14 protein-coding genes are annotated in these 17769 nt (G+C 63.4%); 10 read left to right on the plus strand and 4 right to left on the minus strand.

What is annotated here, in order from left to right; translation table 11 throughout:
• Window positions 1-53: 53 nt before the first annotated feature.
• Both ACREXZ_RS12730 and ACREXZ_RS12735 read right to left on the minus strand, forming a co-directional pair.
• Complete coding sequence (locus tag ACREXZ_RS12730) at window positions 54-1724, minus strand: alkaline phosphatase family protein (protein ID WP_431764429.1); 1671 nt, start codon at window positions 1722-1724, stop codon at window positions 54-56.
• A 174-nt stretch (window positions 1725-1898) separates the two neighbouring features.
• On the minus strand, window positions 1899-4370 hold the full coding sequence (locus ACREXZ_RS12735) for a penicillin acylase family protein (RefSeq protein WP_431764430.1): 2472 nt from the start codon (window positions 4368-4370) through the stop codon (window positions 1899-1901).
• A gap of 842 nt (window positions 4371-5212) precedes the next feature.
• Here ACREXZ_RS12735 and ACREXZ_RS12740 point away from each other — a divergent pair.
• Entirely contained in the window at window positions 5213-5680 is a 468-nt protein-coding gene (locus tag ACREXZ_RS12740) for a hypothetical protein (RefSeq protein WP_431764431.1), read from the plus strand.
• A gap of 24 nt (window positions 5681-5704) precedes the next feature.
• On the opposite strand, the gene ACREXZ_RS12745 is transcribed toward ACREXZ_RS12740, so the two are convergent.
• A complete protein-coding gene (locus ACREXZ_RS12745) occupies window positions 5705-6607 on the minus strand; it encodes a metal-dependent hydrolase (protein WP_431764432.1) in 903 nt (300 codons plus the stop codon).
• A 271-nt stretch (window positions 6608-6878) separates the two neighbouring features.
• Here ACREXZ_RS12745 and ACREXZ_RS12750 point away from each other — a divergent pair, with 271 nt between their 5' ends.
• The 9 genes from ACREXZ_RS12750 to ACREXZ_RS12790 all read left to right on the plus strand — a co-directional run bounded on the left by ACREXZ_RS12750 (window position 6879) and on the right by ACREXZ_RS12790 (window position 17032).
• A complete protein-coding gene (locus ACREXZ_RS12750) occupies window positions 6879-7280 on the plus strand; it encodes a hypothetical protein (protein WP_431764433.1) in 402 nt (133 codons plus the stop codon).
• On the plus strand, window positions 7277-7744 hold the full coding sequence (locus ACREXZ_RS12755) for a hypothetical protein (protein ID WP_431764434.1): 468 nt from the start codon (window positions 7277-7279) through the stop codon (window positions 7742-7744). Before ACREXZ_RS12750 ends, ACREXZ_RS12755 begins: the two co-directional genes overlap by 4 nt.
• 166 nt (window positions 7745-7910) lie before the next feature.
• Window positions 7911-8687 (plus strand): FkbM family methyltransferase, encoded by a 777-nt coding sequence (locus ACREXZ_RS12760; protein WP_431764497.1) that lies wholly within the window; start codon window positions 7911-7913, stop codon window positions 8685-8687.
• A gap of 291 nt (window positions 8688-8978) precedes the next feature.
• Window positions 8979-10004 (plus strand): porin, encoded by a 1026-nt coding sequence (locus tag ACREXZ_RS12765; protein WP_431764435.1) that lies wholly within the window; start codon window positions 8979-8981, stop codon window positions 10002-10004.
• A 210-nt stretch (window positions 10005-10214) separates the two neighbouring features.
• A complete protein-coding gene (locus ACREXZ_RS12770) occupies window positions 10215-10892 on the plus strand; it encodes a GntR family transcriptional regulator (RefSeq protein WP_431764436.1) in 678 nt (225 codons plus the stop codon).
• Window positions 10892-11926 (plus strand): ADP-ribosylglycohydrolase family protein, encoded by a 1035-nt coding sequence (locus ACREXZ_RS12775; protein WP_431764437.1) that lies wholly within the window; start codon window positions 10892-10894, stop codon window positions 11924-11926. The genes ACREXZ_RS12770 and ACREXZ_RS12775 overlap by 1 nt, the downstream gene beginning before the upstream one ends.
• A gap of 35 nt (window positions 11927-11961) precedes the next feature.
• Window positions 11962-13404, plus strand: a complete 1443-nt coding sequence (locus ACREXZ_RS12780; protein ID WP_431764438.1) for a purine-cytosine permease family protein — start codon at window positions 11962-11964, stop codon at window positions 13402-13404.
• Entirely contained in the window at window positions 13401-14360 is a 960-nt protein-coding gene (locus ACREXZ_RS12785) for a PfkB family carbohydrate kinase (protein WP_431764439.1), read from the plus strand. Before ACREXZ_RS12780 ends, ACREXZ_RS12785 begins: the two co-directional genes overlap by 4 nt.
• A gap of 413 nt (window positions 14361-14773) precedes the next feature.
• The gene (locus ACREXZ_RS12790; RefSeq protein WP_431764440.1) at window positions 14774-17032 is read left to right on the plus strand and encodes a hypothetical protein; all 2259 of its coding nucleotides are present in this window, start codon (window positions 14774-14776) and stop codon (window positions 17030-17032) included.
• Window positions 17033-17147: 115 nt separating this feature from the next.
• Here ACREXZ_RS12790 and ACREXZ_RS12795 read toward each other — a convergent pair whose 3' ends face one another.
• Window positions 17148-17744: a TetR/AcrR family transcriptional regulator gene (locus tag ACREXZ_RS12795; protein WP_431764441.1), complete on the minus strand. Its 597-nt coding sequence runs from the start codon at window positions 17742-17744 to the stop codon at window positions 17148-17150.
• Between the last annotated feature and the right edge of the window lie 25 nt (window positions 17745-17769).

Raw genomic sequence — 17769 nt, forward strand, 5'->3', positions numbered from 1 at the left:
GCTCGAGAGGGCGTAGCGCCGCGTCAGATCGCGGCGGCGCTACGCGCTTCGTCTTAGAAGTGCGAGTGGCCCGTGTCCGGCAGCGTCCGCGTTTCCTCGGCTGCGACCGCGTGCAGCAGGTCGGGTTGCAGGCCGAGTACGTGCAGGATCGTCGGCGCGACCTGGGTCGTCGTCACGCGGTCGTCGATGGTGCGTCCCGCGTGGCCTTCGCCCGGGATGTAGACCACGAGGCCGAGATGGCTGTCGTCAGGCGCGTTGCCGCCGTGCTCCTCGTCTTTCGCCGTGCTCGACGTATAGATCACGCCGGGGTTCGGCTGCACGACGATGTCGGGCGTGCGGCCCTGCGCCGGATTGCCGAACCACTGCGCGAGACGCGGGCCGGACAGGATGTACGCTTGCGGACCGTCCGCGCAGATACCGGGCGCGTTGCAGCTCAGGTTGTCCTTCAGCGTCTTCACGACCGCGGCCGTCTGGCTTTGATCGCGCAGCCAGATCAGGCCGACGTCGTCGGTCTGCACCATGCCGGTATCGACGAGGCCCGTACCGTCGTTCAGGTTGCCGCTCTTCGTGGCGTTCTGGCCGAAGTTGCCGTTCGGGTCGAGATAGTTGTTCGCTTCGAGCAGCTTCGACAGCGTGTCGCCGTTCTTCACGAGCTTCGTGTGATCGGTCGGCGACTGGCCATGCTTCGCGGTGACGATGATCGACGTCGACGTGTACAGGTTACGCTGCTTGAGTTCGGCGACGACGCGGCCGAGCGACTGGTCGATATACGCGATCGCACCCGTGACCTGCGGTCCCGGCGTGAAGTCCGCATCCAGATAGCCGCCGCCGCTCGCGACCGTGGCTTTCTGCGCGACGCTCAGTGTCTGGAAGTTGGCGCCGAACAGCGTCGGCACGGCGGCCTGCGATTGACCGGTCGAATCCTTGCCATCGATCTCGTTGATCAATGCCTGCACGTGGATGTTGTCGAACTTTTCCGTGTGCGTATAGGTGTCGAGGTAGTTGGTCTGCGTTGCCGGATCGATCGAGTTGATCTCGGTGCGGGCGAGATCGTCGACGCCCGTGCCCGACGGACCGTTCAGCCAGTCGTAGCCCCACGCGTGCTTGTCGGCCCAGGCGGTGCGCGCACCGTTGATGTTCTGCTTGACCGCTTCGAAGACCGTGTTGGTCTTCACGTAGTTATGCGGATAGACCGGCGTGCAGACGCCGTTGATCAGCGCGTGCGGAATGGCCTGAGGATTGAACGCGCCGCCGCCGTTCAGGTGGATCAGCGCGCCGCCGTTCTCCCCATCGATGCCGGTGGTTTCGTCGAACACGACATTCCAGCCCTGCTTGCCCGTGCAGTTCGTGTCGGTCGGGGCATACAGCGTGCGGTCATAGGACACGTCGTAGAACAGGCCAGCCGATTTCGGCGAGCCGCCGGTGACGAGTGCCGCGAGGCCCGGGAACGAATCCGACAGGCCCGGCGTGTGCGCGTTCGTGTACGTGAGGCCCGCTTTCGCGAGCAGTGCGATGTTCGGGCATGCATTCGAACCGATGCAGCGTGCGACGTCCTGCTCGTGCAAGCCGTCGAAGCTGATCAGCAACACGTGCTTCACCTTCGCACGGTCGTGTCCGTCGTGTTCGTCGCGTGCCGCGGCGCCCGTTGCATGCAACGCAGTCAGTGCGACTACACCCGCGCTGATTGCCGTCTGTACACGCATCCATCTCCTGATCTTTTTCATTCCTGTCCTCTTCAAGTGGTCGCGAAAAATTTCGTAAGCGACGTGAATGTGCAGGCGGATTAAGTCGTCGGGATGAAGCAGTACTTTCGGTTTGCTAACCATATTGCATATTGCGCACACGTGTAACAGCTTGCAACCCTTAAGATTTTCTTAAGGGTTGTGTGACTCGGCATTTCACTGCATGGTCTTCACCAGCTCCAGCCGGTGAACCGTCGCGCCAGGCAGGAACGGCGTCGCTTCGCCGTGCACCCATGCTTCGTGTCCCGCGAGAAAGTACGGCGACAACGGATGCCCCGATTGCCCGCCCGGCATCTCGAAGATGCCGTCCTGCTCGCGTCCCGGCGACACGGCGATCCGTTCCGATGCGCCGAACCCAGGCATCTGCACGCGCGGCATGTTGAAGTCGCCGGGCAGCGGATCGTGCGGGGCGCTTAGCAAGTTGCGCACCCATGGCAGCCACGATGGAATCATCCGCGCGAACGGATGCGCGATCGCGGCACGGTTGCGGTCGCCCCAACGGGCCGTTTCAACCGACGTGCCCGCAGGCAACTGCGCGATCGCGTGATCGATCCGGTCGAGCATGAACGCACGCCAGTCGGCGAAGCCGTCGGGCACCCACGCACGTTGCGCGGCGAGCGATTCCATCACTACACCGTAACGCGAACTCGCGGCACGAAAGCCGAGGCGCGGCTCGATGCGCGCGAGGCTCGCATCGAGCTTGCCGAACCACGCGTCGTACAGTGAGAAGTAGAACCCGCGTAGCAGGCGGTAACCGGTCGCGTCGGCATCCGCGCGGCCGTTCCACGTTTCGAGCGCCTGACGGAAGGCCGCGCGCTGCGGATGATCTTTTAGCGCGTCCGCATCGAGTGCGGCGAGCGCGATGCCGCGCCAGCTCGCGATCCATAGCGCGCGGTCGTCGGTCTGGACCGCCAGCATGTCGCGCTCGGTCGCGTGCGGCAGCGCGAGCAGATCGTCGCGGATCTGCGATGCGCGCGCGCCGAGGTCCCAGCCGGCGTCGCCCGCGAGCGCCGCTTCGGCGGGCGGCAGCGTGCGATTGTTCGCGGTCCACAGGCGTCCCAGCGGCGGGTCGATTCGCGACGGGTATTCAGTCGGCAACAGATAGCCTTGCCAGCCGCGATACGTGGAAGGATCGAACGGCAGATCGCTGAGCGGTCCGCTCTGCGGGTCCGTCGCCGCGTCGCGCCGCGGCAGCGGGCCGGCCAGCGTCCAGCCGATCTTGCCCTGGGCATCGGCGACCATGAAGTTCTGCGTCGGAATGCCGCTGGTCTGCGCAACGTGCAACGCATCCGCGACGTTCTCGACGGTTTCGAGTTGCCGCAGGTTCAGATTGATCGCCGACGGGTCGTGCGCGACCCAGCGCACTGCATACGCGTGCGAACCGACGTCGATCTGCGGACCCCAACGCGTGTCGACGACCGGCAACTCGACCGGCGCGCCACCTTTCACCTCGATGCGCTCCTGATGAACAGTCGCGTGTTCCCACGTGCCGCCCGGGACGCGGTATTGCAATGGGTCGGCGGGATTGCGCTGTAGTTCGATCAGATCGATGAAGCGGCCGTAGCTGTTCGTGAAGCCCCACGCGATGTGTCCGTTGCTGCCGGCGATCACGAGCGGCGTGCCGGGCAGGCCGACGCCGGTCACGCGGCGAGGCTGTCCATCCTGCCCATGGGCTTCGGGCCATTGCAGCGACAACCGGTACCAGATGTTTGGCAGCGACAGGCCGAGGTGCATGTCGGCGGCGAGCAGTGCGCCACCGTGCGCACTGTGCGCACCGTCGACGGCCCAGCCGTTGCTGCCGGTCATCGAGCGCGCGACCATCGAGTCGTCGTACGGCGAGCCGGCGTTCTGTGCGACGACGCTGGCTGCCTGCGGTCCACGCAACCAGTCGGGACGCGTCGCGGGCGGGGTCGCGAGCCTGTCCTGCGCGGGTGTCGCGACATCGAATGGCGCGTCCCAGTGGCTCGTCGTGGGCAGCAGAAACGCGAGTAGATCGGCCGGTACGCGCTCGCGTAACGCGGCGCGTGAAAGGATGCGATTCGCCTCTTCCCATTGCAGATCGAAGTACATCGCGTACACGACGAGCAGCGTGTCTTCGGAACGCCACGCGACCGGCTGCGTGCTGAGCAACCAGTATTCGAACGGACGTGCGGCGAGGGCCGCGAGTCCTTCGTTGACGCCGGCCGTATAGCGGTCGAGCAGTTGCCGCTGCGCGGGCGGCATGGCATCGATCAGCGCGTGTGCGCGTTCGCGGAAGCGATGCACGCGGTTGGCGCGATCGAGTTTCAGTGCAGCCGGCCCGATCAGCGCGGACACCTCACCCGCAGCCACGCGGCGCAGCAGATCCATCTGGAAGAAGCGGTCCTGCGCCTCGACGAAACCGGTCGCGAACGCGACGTCTTCGCGGGTCTGGCCGCGCAGCGTCGGCACACCGAGCGCGTCGCGTTCGATCGATACCGGCGCGGACAACGTCGCGGCGATGCGCGTGCCGTCGAGTTGCGGCAGGCTTGCGTGCACGGTCGCCCAGATGCCGGTCACGATGGCTACGAGCAATGCAAGCAAGACGCAAGGGAGGGCGATCAACCAGCGGGAGCGGCGTTTTCGTGTCGTGTCGTTCGGGCGATTCATGACGTTCGGCGGGGGCGAGGTTGCGATAACTTACAGTGAAACGATGACGCTGGTGGGCATCGTTGGGTGTCGTGGGCTAACTCATGCGGGGCGCATTCGATTGCGGTTGATGGCGTTTGATCCCGCTCTGCCGCTTGTTGGCATCGCACCGCAATCTGAGGATCATCACCGACCGCGGTTTTGCGAATAGCGGCATGTGCGCCTCGCCTGCCATCATCGAGTAAAAATGACGCTGAAAATGCGCGCCCGGTAATAAATTCGATGGCTCATTTCATCAAAATGTTCAAAGGGATTTAATAAAGTCTTCGCGCAGGTCGTTTTATCGATCAGGGGTGAGACGTTCAGCGGTGAAATCACGCCTGATATTTGCAAAATTTTATCGTGTAATGAATTTTTCGGGCGAGCGCTCTATATAATTGCGCCTGTCCGCAGGTGTGGGTAATCCTGCCGCACAGTAAGTCCACACGTGGATTCAAATGGTGAAGGCGGTCCGACGCATACGGCGTCCGGCTGTTCATTATCAGGCGTGCCCGGCAAAGATCGAATCCCAAAATAAGTGCAGACCGATTTAACATTTTTGAATAATCCGGCGGCGGCGTCTGGATATTTGCTGAATGGAAGCGCGAAGCGGATCTGCAACGCGTGTTGATTCCGTTAAAAGGCAGCCGGTGGAACGAAAATCGATGAATAGTCCAAAGGGCATCACGCGGCCAGCCGGTATCTGTACCGGGATCCTGTACGAGGCGATTCCGATTAGCGGTCGGCGTCGCATGGCGGCATGAGTCGTGTCATCACGCTCTCTTTCAGCCAAGACTGCGGACGCGATCGCGCAGGCGACGCCGATGAATAGTCGACGGGCGGACAAACCGGCTTCGCGCCAGGCGCCGCGCAAGGTGCTGACGAAGGCGATGTTGCTGCCGCCGACGCCCGAGTCGGCGCGCGAACTCTCGCTGCGCAATCACATGGTCGTTGCCGCATGCCGCAGCGGGGCCGGTAGCCGCGCGCTGCTGCGCGAACTGTTCGCGGTCGCGTGCCTTAGTTATTTCCTGCGTGAGGCGGGTTTTTTTGCCGTACCGGACACGCTCTATCACGACGTGCAGCGCGTGCTCGAACACTGTGTCGCGCGGTGTGCGACCGACGACACATGGGCGGTCGACGAGCAGGACGGCGCGGCGCTCGCCGCGCTCATCAGCGCGTACGACCAGCAGTTCGTCGCGGCACCGATGTACGTGATGGATGGCGCGCGCCGGCGTCTGCTGCGGCTCGCGAGCGGCGAATGGCGATTTCCGTGGCAACCGAGGACGATGTGATCGTGTGGTGCGCGCTCGCGCGTGCTACTGAGAATCGCGCACCCACGCACCGCCGTGCGCCGCCACCTGCGCGGCCGGTGATGTCGCGAGATAGGCGAGGGCCTGCTCGGTCGATCCTTCGAGATGCGGTGTATAGCTGGGTTTGAAGTAGCGCAGTGCCGCGGCGATCATCTTCCAGAACGACGGCAGGCAACCATGTCGCGCGCCGGTTCGCCATGCGTGCACGAAGCCGCGATAACGGCCCGCATCCGGATCGCGCCGATGCATGAAGCGCGCGCCGCCCGTCATGAAGTACAGCAGGATCAGGATCGTCGAGAACATGTGGAAGCAGCGTTCGAAATAATTGCCACCCATGTGCCGGAAGATGTCGAACGCGACCGTGCGATGCTCGACTTCCTCCGCGCCGTGCCAGCGCAGCAGATCGAGCATCGTCGGATCGGCGCCGGCCGCGTCGAGCCCTTTCGCGTTGAGCACCCAGTTGCCGAGATAGCCGAAGAAGTGCTCGAGCGCCGCGATGATGCCCAGCTGCTGACGCAGCCAGAAGCGCGTCGCGCCGATCTTCAGGCCGAGCGGCCGTTCGCCGAGCAGCGTGCCGAACAGCCAGTCGAGTTTCTTCGTGAACGGCTGCGTGTCGATCCCATGCACCTTGTAATAGTGCGTGAGCACACCGCCGTGCGAGCGCGCATGCACCGCCTCCTGGCGCAGAAAACCTTCGGCCTCTTCGCGCAGGCGGGGGTCGTCTATGAGCGGCAGCGTCTTGTTGTACACGCGGCAAAACCAGAGTTCGCCCGCGGGAAACAGCAGGTTCAGTACGTTGATCACGTGCGTGCTCGACGGGTCGCCGGGAATCCACTGGATCGGCGTGTCGCGCCAGTCGAACCGGACGTGGCGGGCCTTGATCGTGTGAGGGGCCGGGGCATCGGGCATGGCAGTCTCCGTCGCATTTTTAAATGTGACATTGGTTGATGTAATTGTTGGATGGTACACCAACGCGCCCGTTTGTCCAGACGGGCGCGCGACGACGTGCCGGTATTTCGCCGTCTTCGAGTGCGTTATTGGTGGGTTTTTCTTTTAATCATTCGTTCATTCAACGCGGCACGCCGGCCGTTATAATCCGCGTGTTTCCGGCGGTAACAGGTTGTTCCGTTCCATCCCCGGCGAGTAGCGGACCTCGTCGCTTGCATAATGGATCACGATAATGGCCGAACAAAAAAGTATCAAAACCCTGTGTGAAAACGAATGGGATCAGTGGAAGAACGACTGCAGCGGATTCCTGAAAGCGGTCGCCGCCGATCTCGGACTGACGCTGACCGGTGATGCGGATGCGATCATCGACACGATGAGTCAGAGCTCATGGATTCAACTGGGCGCCGACGCCGATAAGGCAGTCAATTACGCCGGCGTGGGTTATCTCGTTGTCGCCGGATTGAAAGCAACTCATCATGGGCATGTCGTGATTATCATGCCAGGCCAGTCGAAACCTTATCCGCTTGCTTACTGGGGTCGGTTTGGCGGCACCGGGCGTAAAAATACGGCGATCAATTTCTCGTGGAAGCATGCGGATCTCGCCAACGTTCAATATTTCGCTATCCGGCCATGAATTCGAAATTCGTGAGAAATGCGTTATTGACGGCTGCTGCCGTGCTGCTCGCCGGCCAGGCCGCGGTCGCCGTTGCGGCCGCGCAAACGTGCCGGTATTCGGAAGTGAATCCCGGCTCCGGCAAGGTCACGGCGCGGCAACTGTCGATCGATCTCGCCCAGAGCGACGGCACCGACAGGCCGACCGCGTGGATCGGCCCGATGACGATCGCGCGCGAAGGCGGCGAGTCGTGCTCGGTCGATCCGAACGTCAGCATCATCGAGCGTCCGATTTACACCGACGGCCAGCATGTGCTCGTGTCCACCTATTCCGGCAGCGAGCAGATCGTCTACGCGATCGACGCGAAGGACTGCAAGGTGATGTGGGAAAGCGAGCGCTTCTCGGGTAAGGTCAGGCTAACCGGCAACCGGCTGCGGATGGATCAGAAGACGGTCAGGCTGGGGGCCGACTGTACGCCGCAGTGACACAGGCAGGCCGCGTTGCGTCGCTTCATGTTGACGCGCGATCGATTCCAGTTCAAAACCATAGAGGATCGCTGCCGTGAATCCATCATCCGATACGCCACCGTCGGCAAGGAACGCGATCCAGGTGGCCGCCCCGTACACATTGGTTCACGCCAGGCACGGATGGATGCTCGTGAACCCCAACGATCACTACATCGGCAAAGCGATACTCGAGTACGGCGAGTATGGCGAGATCGAAGCACAGTTCCTGCGCGAGTTGTTGGTTCGCCCGGGGGCCGTCGTGGAAATCGGCGCCAATATCGGCACGCATACGGTTGCACTCGCGACGCACGCGGCGGAGCAGCAACGCGAGATGTTCGCCTTCGAACCGCAACCGTTCATTTTCCAGAACCTGTGTGCCAATCTTGCGCTCAATGGCCTGGCCAATGTCCGTGCATGGCCATGGGCGTGCGGAGCCAGCACGGAAACCCTCCATTTCTCTGCCCCAAATTACAACGCCTCCGGAAATTTCGGTGGCGTATCCATGCATGTGGACTCCGCTGATCAAAGGGATATCGCCGTACCTTGTGTTCGACTGGACGAGGTACTGGCGGACCAGACAGTCGGCCTGATGAAAATCGATGTAGAGGGTTTCGAACTCAGCGCCCTCCAGGGGGCTGCCCGCATTCTGGCCGAGTCGCGCCCGGTGTTGTATCTGGAGAACGATCAGGTGGATAGGTCGCAGGCCTTGATCGAGTGGCTCTGGAGCCAGAACTATCGGCTCTGGTGGCACATCCCGCCGCTGTTCAATCCCGCCAATTTCTTTGGTGTACAGGAAAACATCTACGGCAATATCGCATCCTTCAACATGCTCGCTCTGCCGCGAGAATACGATCTACCCGTCACCGGTCTCGATGAAGTCAGCGACGCTGCCTGTCACCCGCTTCAACACAAACCTTCCTGATCGCGACCGCAGCCGCGGTTGCCACCCATAACGTTGCGCATCGCGCGGTTGCTACCCATAGCGTTGCGCATCGCGCGGTTGCCACCCATAGCGTCGCGCATCTCGATGCGCGATCCACATAAGCGTCCGCGCTTGTTCCCGCTTCGCACCTCTGGTTTCCCCTGGTCCGTTCCCGCTTGACCCGGCGAATATCGGCGCCTTAACCTTCTGAACATGTTCCTACTTGTACCTTTGTAATGGTGCAAGAAGGTTTGGGCGCATCGCCCGGTAATCCAACGTCCAGAGAAACCGATGAACCCTCGCTTGCCAGCCGCGCTGCTCGCGTTGACTGTGTGCTCGATACCGCTCGCCGCTCGTGCTGAATCCAGCGTCACGCTGTACGGTATCGTCGACGAGTTCTTCCAGTACGTGAACACCGGCAACGGCCATACGCCGGCGATCGGTTCGTCGGGGCAGTGGGCGAGCCGCATCGGCGTGCGCGGCAGCGAGGACATCGGTGGTGGCAACCGGGTCAATTTCGATCTGCAGAACGGCTTCAATCCAAACGACGGCACGTTCGCGTCGCCCGGCTCGATGTTCAATCGTCAGGCGTGGGTCGGCGTATCGGGTGCATGGGGCGAGGTGCGGGCAGGGCGGCAGAACTCGCCGCTCTTCAACGATCAGGGCGGCCTCGACGCATTCGGCGCATCGACCCAGGCGTCGGGCTTCAGCAACATGATGACGTTCACGGTGCGCACCAGCAACACGCTGTCGTACACGTCACCGACGTTTTCCGGACTGCAGTTCAGCGTGTATGCGGGCTTCGGCGATGCGGGCGGATTGCGCTCGGCCGGTTCGAGCTACCAGGCGGACGTGACCTACACGAACGGTTCGTTCTCCGCGATCGCGGCGGCGCAGGCGGTGAAGAGCGCGGACGGCAGCGCGACCGATCGCACCGAGGAAGTCGGCGCGTCGTACCAGATCGGCAAGACGACGCTGTTCGCGGGCTGGAGCGGGTCGAAGTGGCGCGACATCGATCTCGACGTCAACGTGTACGGTCTGTCCGCGCTCTATCAGATCACGCCCGCAGCCGGTATTGCGCTCGGCTACACGTATCTGCACGACGAGACCGGCGCCGGCAATAACGCGCAGCAGTTCGGCGCGCTCTACACCTACACGCTGTCGAAGCGCACGAATCTCTACAGCGCATTGTCGTTCCTGCAGAACCGTAACCAGGCGCCATACCGGCTCGCCGGTTCGGCGAACGCCGGCCTGCCGCTCGCGTATGCCGGCGCCGATGCACGCGGCTTCCAGCTCGGCATCGTGCACCGCTTCTAGAACTGTCCTCCCATGCAAGTCTCCAGATCGCGCCACTCGCGCCGCTCATGCCACCATCGCAAAAACATGTGCATACTTGTGCCTTTGAAAAGGCGCAATGCCGCGCGGGCCGATGGCCGCGCGGCAGCGTGCACGACGTTTCTTCATGGGAGTCGCGAGATGGTACGAAAAACGGGAAAAGCGGCCGAGGTCGGGCGATCGAAAGCGCATATGGTGGCGGCGACGATCGAGCACGAGATCCTCACCGGCCGCCTGCCGTTCGGCCGGCAACTGGAAAGCGAGAGCGAACTGGTCGAGCGCTTCTCGGTGAGTCGCAATACGGTGCGCAAAGGGCTCGACCTGCTGTTCCACGGCGGGCTGATCACGCGCAAGGGCGGTATCGGATCGTTCGTCACGTTCGACGGCAAGGCGATCGACGGATCGCTCGGCTGGAACACGGCGCTCGAACGCGCGGGCGGCAACGCGAGCACGCGGCTGCTGCAGATCGCGATCGTCGAGGACAAGGCGCTCGCGCGCGAGCTGAAGCTCGATAGTGCGACGTTCGTCGCGATCGACCGGATGCGCCTGATCGATCGCGACGCGCTGTGCATTTCGCTCGAGCGCAGCCGTCTGCCGTTCAACGACGAACTCGCGGCACTGCCGCTCGAAGGGCTCGTCGGCGGATCGCTGAACCGCACGCTGGTCGAGCACGGGATGGTCCCGCATCACGGCGAGCAATGGGCCGAAGTGGTGGCGCTCGAGGCCACCGATGCCCGTCTGCTGAAGCGCCGCACCGGCACGTCGTTCCTGCGTTCGCGGCGCCTCACGCGCGATCGCGATGAACGCATCATCGAATACGTCGTGAGCCTGCTCGATCCGGCTCACTTTGCCTTGCACCTGGAATTCTGATGTCGACGTTCAATTCTTCTCTTACTGAACGCGCCGAACGCGCACGTGGTGCGTTCTACGGGCTCGCGCTAGGCGACGCGTTCGGCATGCCGACGCAGTCTCTGAGCCGCGCGCAGATCGCCGCGCAGTTCGGTCGCATCGATACGCTTGTCGACGCGTTCCCCGATCAACCGATCGCGCCGAACCTGCGTGCGGGTTCGATCACCGACGACACCGAACAGGCTGTGCTGGTCGGCGAACTGCTGGTGGCCGGCAGCGGCACGATCGAACCGCGCGCGTTCGCCGAGCGGCTGATCGAATGGGAAGCATCGATGAAAGCGCGCGGCTCGCTCGACCTGCTCGGCCCGTCGACGAAGCGCGCCATCCAGATGATCGTCGACGGCGAAGGCCCGGACGTGTCCGGCCGTTTCGGCACGACCAACGGCGCAGCGATGCGCGTGACGCCAGTCGGTATCGCGACGAGTCTCGCCGATCCCGACGCGTTCGTCGATGCGGTGGTGCAGTCGTGCCGTGTCACGCACAACACGACGCTGGGCATCTCGAGCGCTGCGGCGGTCGCGGCAGCCGTGTCCGCGGGGATCGACGGCGCGTCGCTCGACGAAGCGCTCGATGCCGGAGCAGCATTCGCCGACCGCGGCGAAACGCGCGGCTTCTGGATAGCCGGCGGCCGGATCGGCGAGCGCATCCGCTGGGCGCGCGAGCTGATCGCGCAGTGCCCGGCCGATGCAGTCGAACAGAAGCTGTATGACGTCGTCGGCACATCGGTTGCGTCGCAGGAGTCGGTGGTCGCGGCATTCGCGCTCGCGAGCGATGCGGCGAGACGCGGCACCGGTATCGCCGCATCGCTCGGCACGGCGGCGAGTCTCGGCGGCGACACGGACACCATCGCCGCGATGCTCGGCGCGATGCTCGGCGCGTGCGCCGGCTATCGCGCACTACCGCAGGATCTCGTCGACATCGTGCGCCGGGTCAACGGCCTCGACCTCGATCCGCTCGTCGACCAGTTGCTCGCGCTGCGCGCGCGACGCGGCTAGCCGGCGGCTTTTTTCTCAACCTCTGGAGGCTCCAGATGGCTTCGTCAGTCACGTCAAGCGGTGCCGGCAAGATCGAGGCACGCGGTATCGAACCGGTTCCCGAAAGCGATTGCAACGGTCATCCGTTGCAGTTGTTCTGGGTCTGGTTCGCGGCCAACATCAGCATTCTCGGTCTGCCGCTCGGCGCGACGCTGGTCGCGTTCCAGCACCTCGCGATCTGGCAGGCGCTGCTGGTCGCCACGGTCGGCGCGGCGGGATCGTTCGCGATCGTCGGCGTGATTTCGATCGCCGGACGTCGCGGCCATGCACCGAGTCTCACGCTGTCGCGCGCGATCTTCGGTGTGCGCGGCAACATCGGACCGACGCTCGTGTCGCTGATGTCGCGGCTCGGCTGGGAGACGGTCAACACGACGACCGCGGCATTCGTGCTGCTGTCGCTGTCGACGATCGCATTCGGCACGCCGGCCGCGGCGAAAGATGCACCGGTGCTCACGCTCGTGTTCATCGCGGTGTTCGTCGTGCTGACGCTGATCGTGTCGGGGCTCGGCCACGCGACGCTGCTGGTGATCCAGAAGTGGTCGACGTGGGTGTTCGGCGCGCTGAACCTGCTGGTAGCAGGGTTCCTCGTCGTGACGATCGACTGGAGCGCGGTATTCGCCGCGCGTCCCGCGCCGGCGAGCGCGGTCATCATCGGCATCGGCACGATCGCGGCGGGCACCGGGATCGGCTGGGCGAACGCGGGCGCCGACATGTCACGCTACCAGGCGCGTGACGTGAAGGGTTCGTCGCTCGTCGCATCGGCCGCATTCGGCGCGGGCATTCCGCTGATTCTGCTCGTGACGCTCGGCGCGCTGCTCGCGGTGGGCAACGATCATCTCGCGTCGGCTACCGATCCGATCGCGGCGATCCGCGAAATGCTGCCGAACTGGATGGCGATTCCGTACCTGGTCACCGCGTTCGGCGGGTTGCTGTTGTCGAACTATCTGTCCGTGTATTCGGCGGGCCTCACGACGCTCACGCTCGGGCTGAAGGTGCGGCGCGTGCAGGCGGTCGTCGTCGATGTCGTCGTGATCTTCTCGGGCTCGATTTATTTCATGCTGATCGCGGGCAGCTTCTACGGTCCGTTCATTGGTTTCATTTCGCTGCTCGCGGTGCCGATCACCGCGTGGGTCGGCATCTTTGTCGTCGACCTGATCCATCGCGACGTCTATCTGCCGCACGCGTTGCTCGACGTGAGTCCGGCGAGCGCGTACTGGTATCGCGGCGGCATCGAGTGGCGCGCGTTCGGTATATGGGCTGTCGCGATCGTGCTCGGCTTCTGCTTTCTGTCGGTGGGCAGCTTTCACGGGCCGTTCACAGGCTCCTGGCTCGGACGCAATGGCCTCGGCTGGATCGTGACCTTCGTCGTCGCGGCAGGCGGCTATGCGCTCGCCGGCGGCTCGCGCCGCGCCCGCGCGCTGATGGAGACGCCCGCATGACGCAACGATTGCCGCGGCTCGTGCACACGGGCCAGGTGCTGGTCGATCTGGTGATGCGGGTGGACGCGCTACCCGAGCCGGGTGGTGACGTGCTCGCGTCGTCGGCGACCTTCGAGGTCGGCGGCGGTTTCAACGTGATGGCGGCGGCGCGGCGCAGCGGGATGGCGGTCGTCTATCCGGGCGGTCACGGGCGGGGACGTTTCGGCGATCTCGTGCGGCAGGCGCTCGTGCGCGAAGGCGTGGAGATTGCCGCCGCGCCCGTCGAGGATCGCGATACGGGCATCTGCGTCGCGCTCGTCGACGCGTCGGCCGAGCGGACCTTCGCGTCGCATCTCGGCGCGGAGGCGCAGCTCGAGCGCGACGTGCTCGAACGTCTGAACGTCACCGCCGACGATATCGTCTACGTGAGCGGATACAGTCTGTGCGATGCGAACAAGCGCGCCGTGTTGCTCGACTGGCTCGATACGCTCGCGCCGGACGTGCGCATCGCGTTCGATCCGGGGCCGCTCGTCGGTTCGATCGATCGCGCGGTGTTGCGTCGCGTTGCCGCGAAGCTGTCGATCTGGACCAGCAATCGCGTCGAGGCGTTGCGCTACGCAAGCAGCGAATCGATCGACGATGCGCTCGCGTTGATCGCATCGCATCTGCCCGCACATGCGCTCGTGATCGTGCGCGACAGCGCCGCGGGATGCCGCCTTGCGCATGCAGGTCGAGTCACGCAGGTGCCGGGTTTTGCAGTCGAACCGGTCGACAGCAACGGCGCCGGCGATGCGCATGCGGGCGTGTTCGTCGCGTCGCTCGCCGCGGGACTTTCGCCGATCGACGCGGCACGCCGCGCGAACGCCGCCGCCGCACTCGCGGTCACTCGCCACGGCCCGGCCACCGCGCCGCTCGCCGCCGAGATCGACGCGTTTATTGTGGCCCCCGACCAACGAACGCCAGCATCGCGCGATTGAACGCGTCAGGCCGCCCGGTCAACGTCGCGCGTTCCAATGAATCACCATTGGCTTTCGATTTTATTATGCCGCGTGAAAATCCATTTTCGGCATCGCCGGATTTAATCCGCGATTCGCGAATGTTCGCATTATGGGTAAATAAAATTCCTCGATTTATTCGTTCATACAAAAGTCATTTTTACTTCGCGTTGCGCGTATTCAATGTGGTCTGGACCACACTTCAGGAGGTCATGTAAACAGCTAAAAACCCTTGTATTGCGGGGCTGTGAGGGTTCTGCATGCTCGTTCCCCGAAGGGCTTGTTCGTAGCCGGATGTGGAAATGTAACGGAATGAAAGCGCCGGGTAAAATGGATGAATATTATTAAATAACGTATAAGATTCGGCCTCTGATTGGACCGGAACGCCATTTTAAATGACAAACAATATAATTCGCGCTTTGCGTATTCTGTCGCTGGCCGCGCTCGCGACATCGATATTGAATCTGTCCGGATGTGGCGGCGGCGGGGGCGGCAGCGGCAACGCGACGTCGAACGCGGCTACGTCGAACCCGGCCGCGGCGAACCCGGGCGGGACGACTCAGGTCCCGACGAGCAATCCGGTCGGCCTCGCATCCGGTCCGAGCAATCCCACGTCGACCCAGGCCGGCGCGGCCGTCATGCCGCTCGAGGTGATGGGCGTCGCGGGCTCGGTCGTGACGGCCAGGCTGAACGTGCCGAACGGCGGCACGGCGAAACGGGTGTGGCTGCAGGTGAACAACCTGTCGTACGACGCAAAGGGTTCGGTGAAAGTGAACGACGGCCCGTGGGTCGACCTGAAGAACGCGAACGTCACGATCGAAGGGGCGGGGAGTTTTTACGGCGGTATCGGCGGCGGCTTCGATACGCTCAAGATGAGCGTCGCGGTGAGCGGTGCCGTCAACGGTTCGAATCTCGTCAGCTTCCGTTTTAACCAGACCGATGGCATCTCGTCGGGCTATCGCGTGCTCGCGCTGAATCTGCTCGACGCGTCCGGCAACCGTCTCGTCGACAGCAGCAACTTCACCGACGACGATCCGACGAAATGGACCCCGCCGCGCAACACGGCCGCCGACATCGCCGCCGGCGCGCAACTGTGGCAGGCCGCGACGCTCTTCGAATCGCCGATCAATCCCGGGCATCAACTGAAGGCGCACTGCATGGATTGCCACGCGGCCAACGGTTCGGATCTGCAGCGCTTCAACTACTCGAACTATGCGATCGCCGTGCGCGCGCAGTTTCATGGATTGACGAGCGATCAGGGCGCGCAGATCGCGAGCTACATCCGCAGCCTGAACAGCACGCTCGGCGTGCCGGGTCCGCATTGCCGTCCGTGGAATCCGCCATATCAGCCGGGGCCGGGCCTCGATGCCGGCGACGTGCGCAACTGGACTTGTGGCGCGGGTCTCGAAGCGGTGTCCGACAACGACCTCGACACGCTGAACGCGATCTTCCCGAGCGGTATCAACAAGAGCGCGATCGCGACTGGCGGCCATCTGAATGCGCGCGAAATTCCGATCAGTCTGCAATTGCCGGACTGGAATCACTGGGTGCCGCACATCCATCCGAAGGACGCGTGGGGCGACTACTTCACGAACTCGAATCTGAACAAGATGTACGCGGGCGAGGGCACCGGCAACGCGACCTACAACATGCGCGCGCAACTCGCGGCGGGCGGCGCAGCCTACGCGACCGGCAAGTCAGGCGACATCTTCAACGATCTCTACTACTGGGGCGATCAACTGGGCGATCACTTCACGCCGCCGAACGAAGGCACGTCGGGTTCGTACACCGTCGCGCAGCAGGAGAACCTGTACGGCACCGCGCAATGGCAACTGCTGAAGTCGTGGGAGCTCGCGCAGGACTTCAATCTCGAAGCGCAGTGTCCGCAGGCGTGGACCGCGCACAACGGAACGAAGGTCGAGGCGCGCGGCTGGTGCGGCTACTGGCGCTTTGTGTTCAACGTGTCGCCGCACATCCTCGGTTTCCCGGTGAACGCCAGCATGTTCGGCAGCCCTGTCGCCGACATCATGAAGGCGAACCAGTGGTATCAAATGCAGTTGCTGCTCAATCCAGGCAACGGTGCGCATCTCGTGCATCTGCCGATGGACTGGCAGTATGCATACGGACTGTTCGACGATCTGTCGTCGGCGAGCGGGCGGACCGAGCCGGCGCGCAAGTTGCTGTTCGTCGTGAAGGGCGCGCAGGAGATGGACAACGGCGTCGGCGTCACGGACGTGAATCGCGGCTGGACCACGCGCGACACGAGTCCGATGGACGTGTGGGACTTCGGTCAGAGCGGCATCTGGAAGGGCGTCGCGCCCACGACGGAGCAGGCGGTGGTCAACGCGTTCCTCACGACGTGGCTCGATCGCACGACCAGCTTCGACGTGTCGAAGTGGCAGCGTCTGGGTGCGAACCCGGCGTCCGGGGAATCGACGTGGTGCGGCTGGAGTCTGCGTTCTCTATGCTGGATCGACTACGTGCCGGGCACGCTGCGTGGCGATACTCCAACCGTCGAGAATTTCCCGACGTGGGCGTTCAACCGTATTCCGCTGATGCGTACCGAAGGGGTCGACGGCACACAGCTGAACCGGTTTGCCACCTGGATGAACAGCGCTTATCCGAGCGGTAATTTCTCGAGCCTGGTTCACTGAGTGTTGGGCGTCGCGGTCCGCAACGGGCTGCGACGTCTGTTTCATGCGGCGTTTCATACGGTGGTTCATGCGTTCCGCGTGAACCTACCCAGTTCTTTCCCAAACCACCCGATCGTCAACGACGCGGTCCCGCATCGAGCGGCCGCATCCCGCCCGTCACCAGCGCCTTCACGTGCCGCTCGAGCATCGGCCGTGTGACCGTGGTCGCGCCGGGAAACCGGCCTGCGAACTGCGACGTCGCGAGCGGCGTCATCACCAGCGTGAACAGCGAATTGACCAGCAAAAGGGCGTCGATCTTCCGGTTGACGATCCCCTTCCGCTGTGCGCGCTTGATCAATTTGATAAATAGCGCGCTCTTTTCGAACGGCAGGTGCTTCTCCATCCGTTTGTGCAGCAGACCGCCTTCACACAGATTGTCCTGCATCCAGAGCGACGGTAGCCATGGCATCTGTTCGGCAATAACGAACAGTCGACCGATATGTGCGTCGACCATTTCGAAAGGATCATCACTTGATGCTTCCGTCACCGGCCCCCAGACAAACTGAACCGTAGGGGCAAGACGCTCGTCGACAATTGCGTCGAGCAATGTGTCGCGATTTGTGAAATAGTAATGCACCATCGCCGACGTTACCCCGGCGGCGGCCGCAATCTGTGCGATCGTAGTGAAGCCCACACCCTGCTCGGAGAAGAGTCGAGTCGCGGTGTCGAGCATGTACTCTCGCGCGTCCTTCGGTTTC

Source organism: Paraburkholderia sp., from assembly GCF_050742655.1.
Taxonomy (GTDB): domain Bacteria; phylum Pseudomonadota; class Gammaproteobacteria; order Burkholderiales; family Burkholderiaceae; genus Paraburkholderia.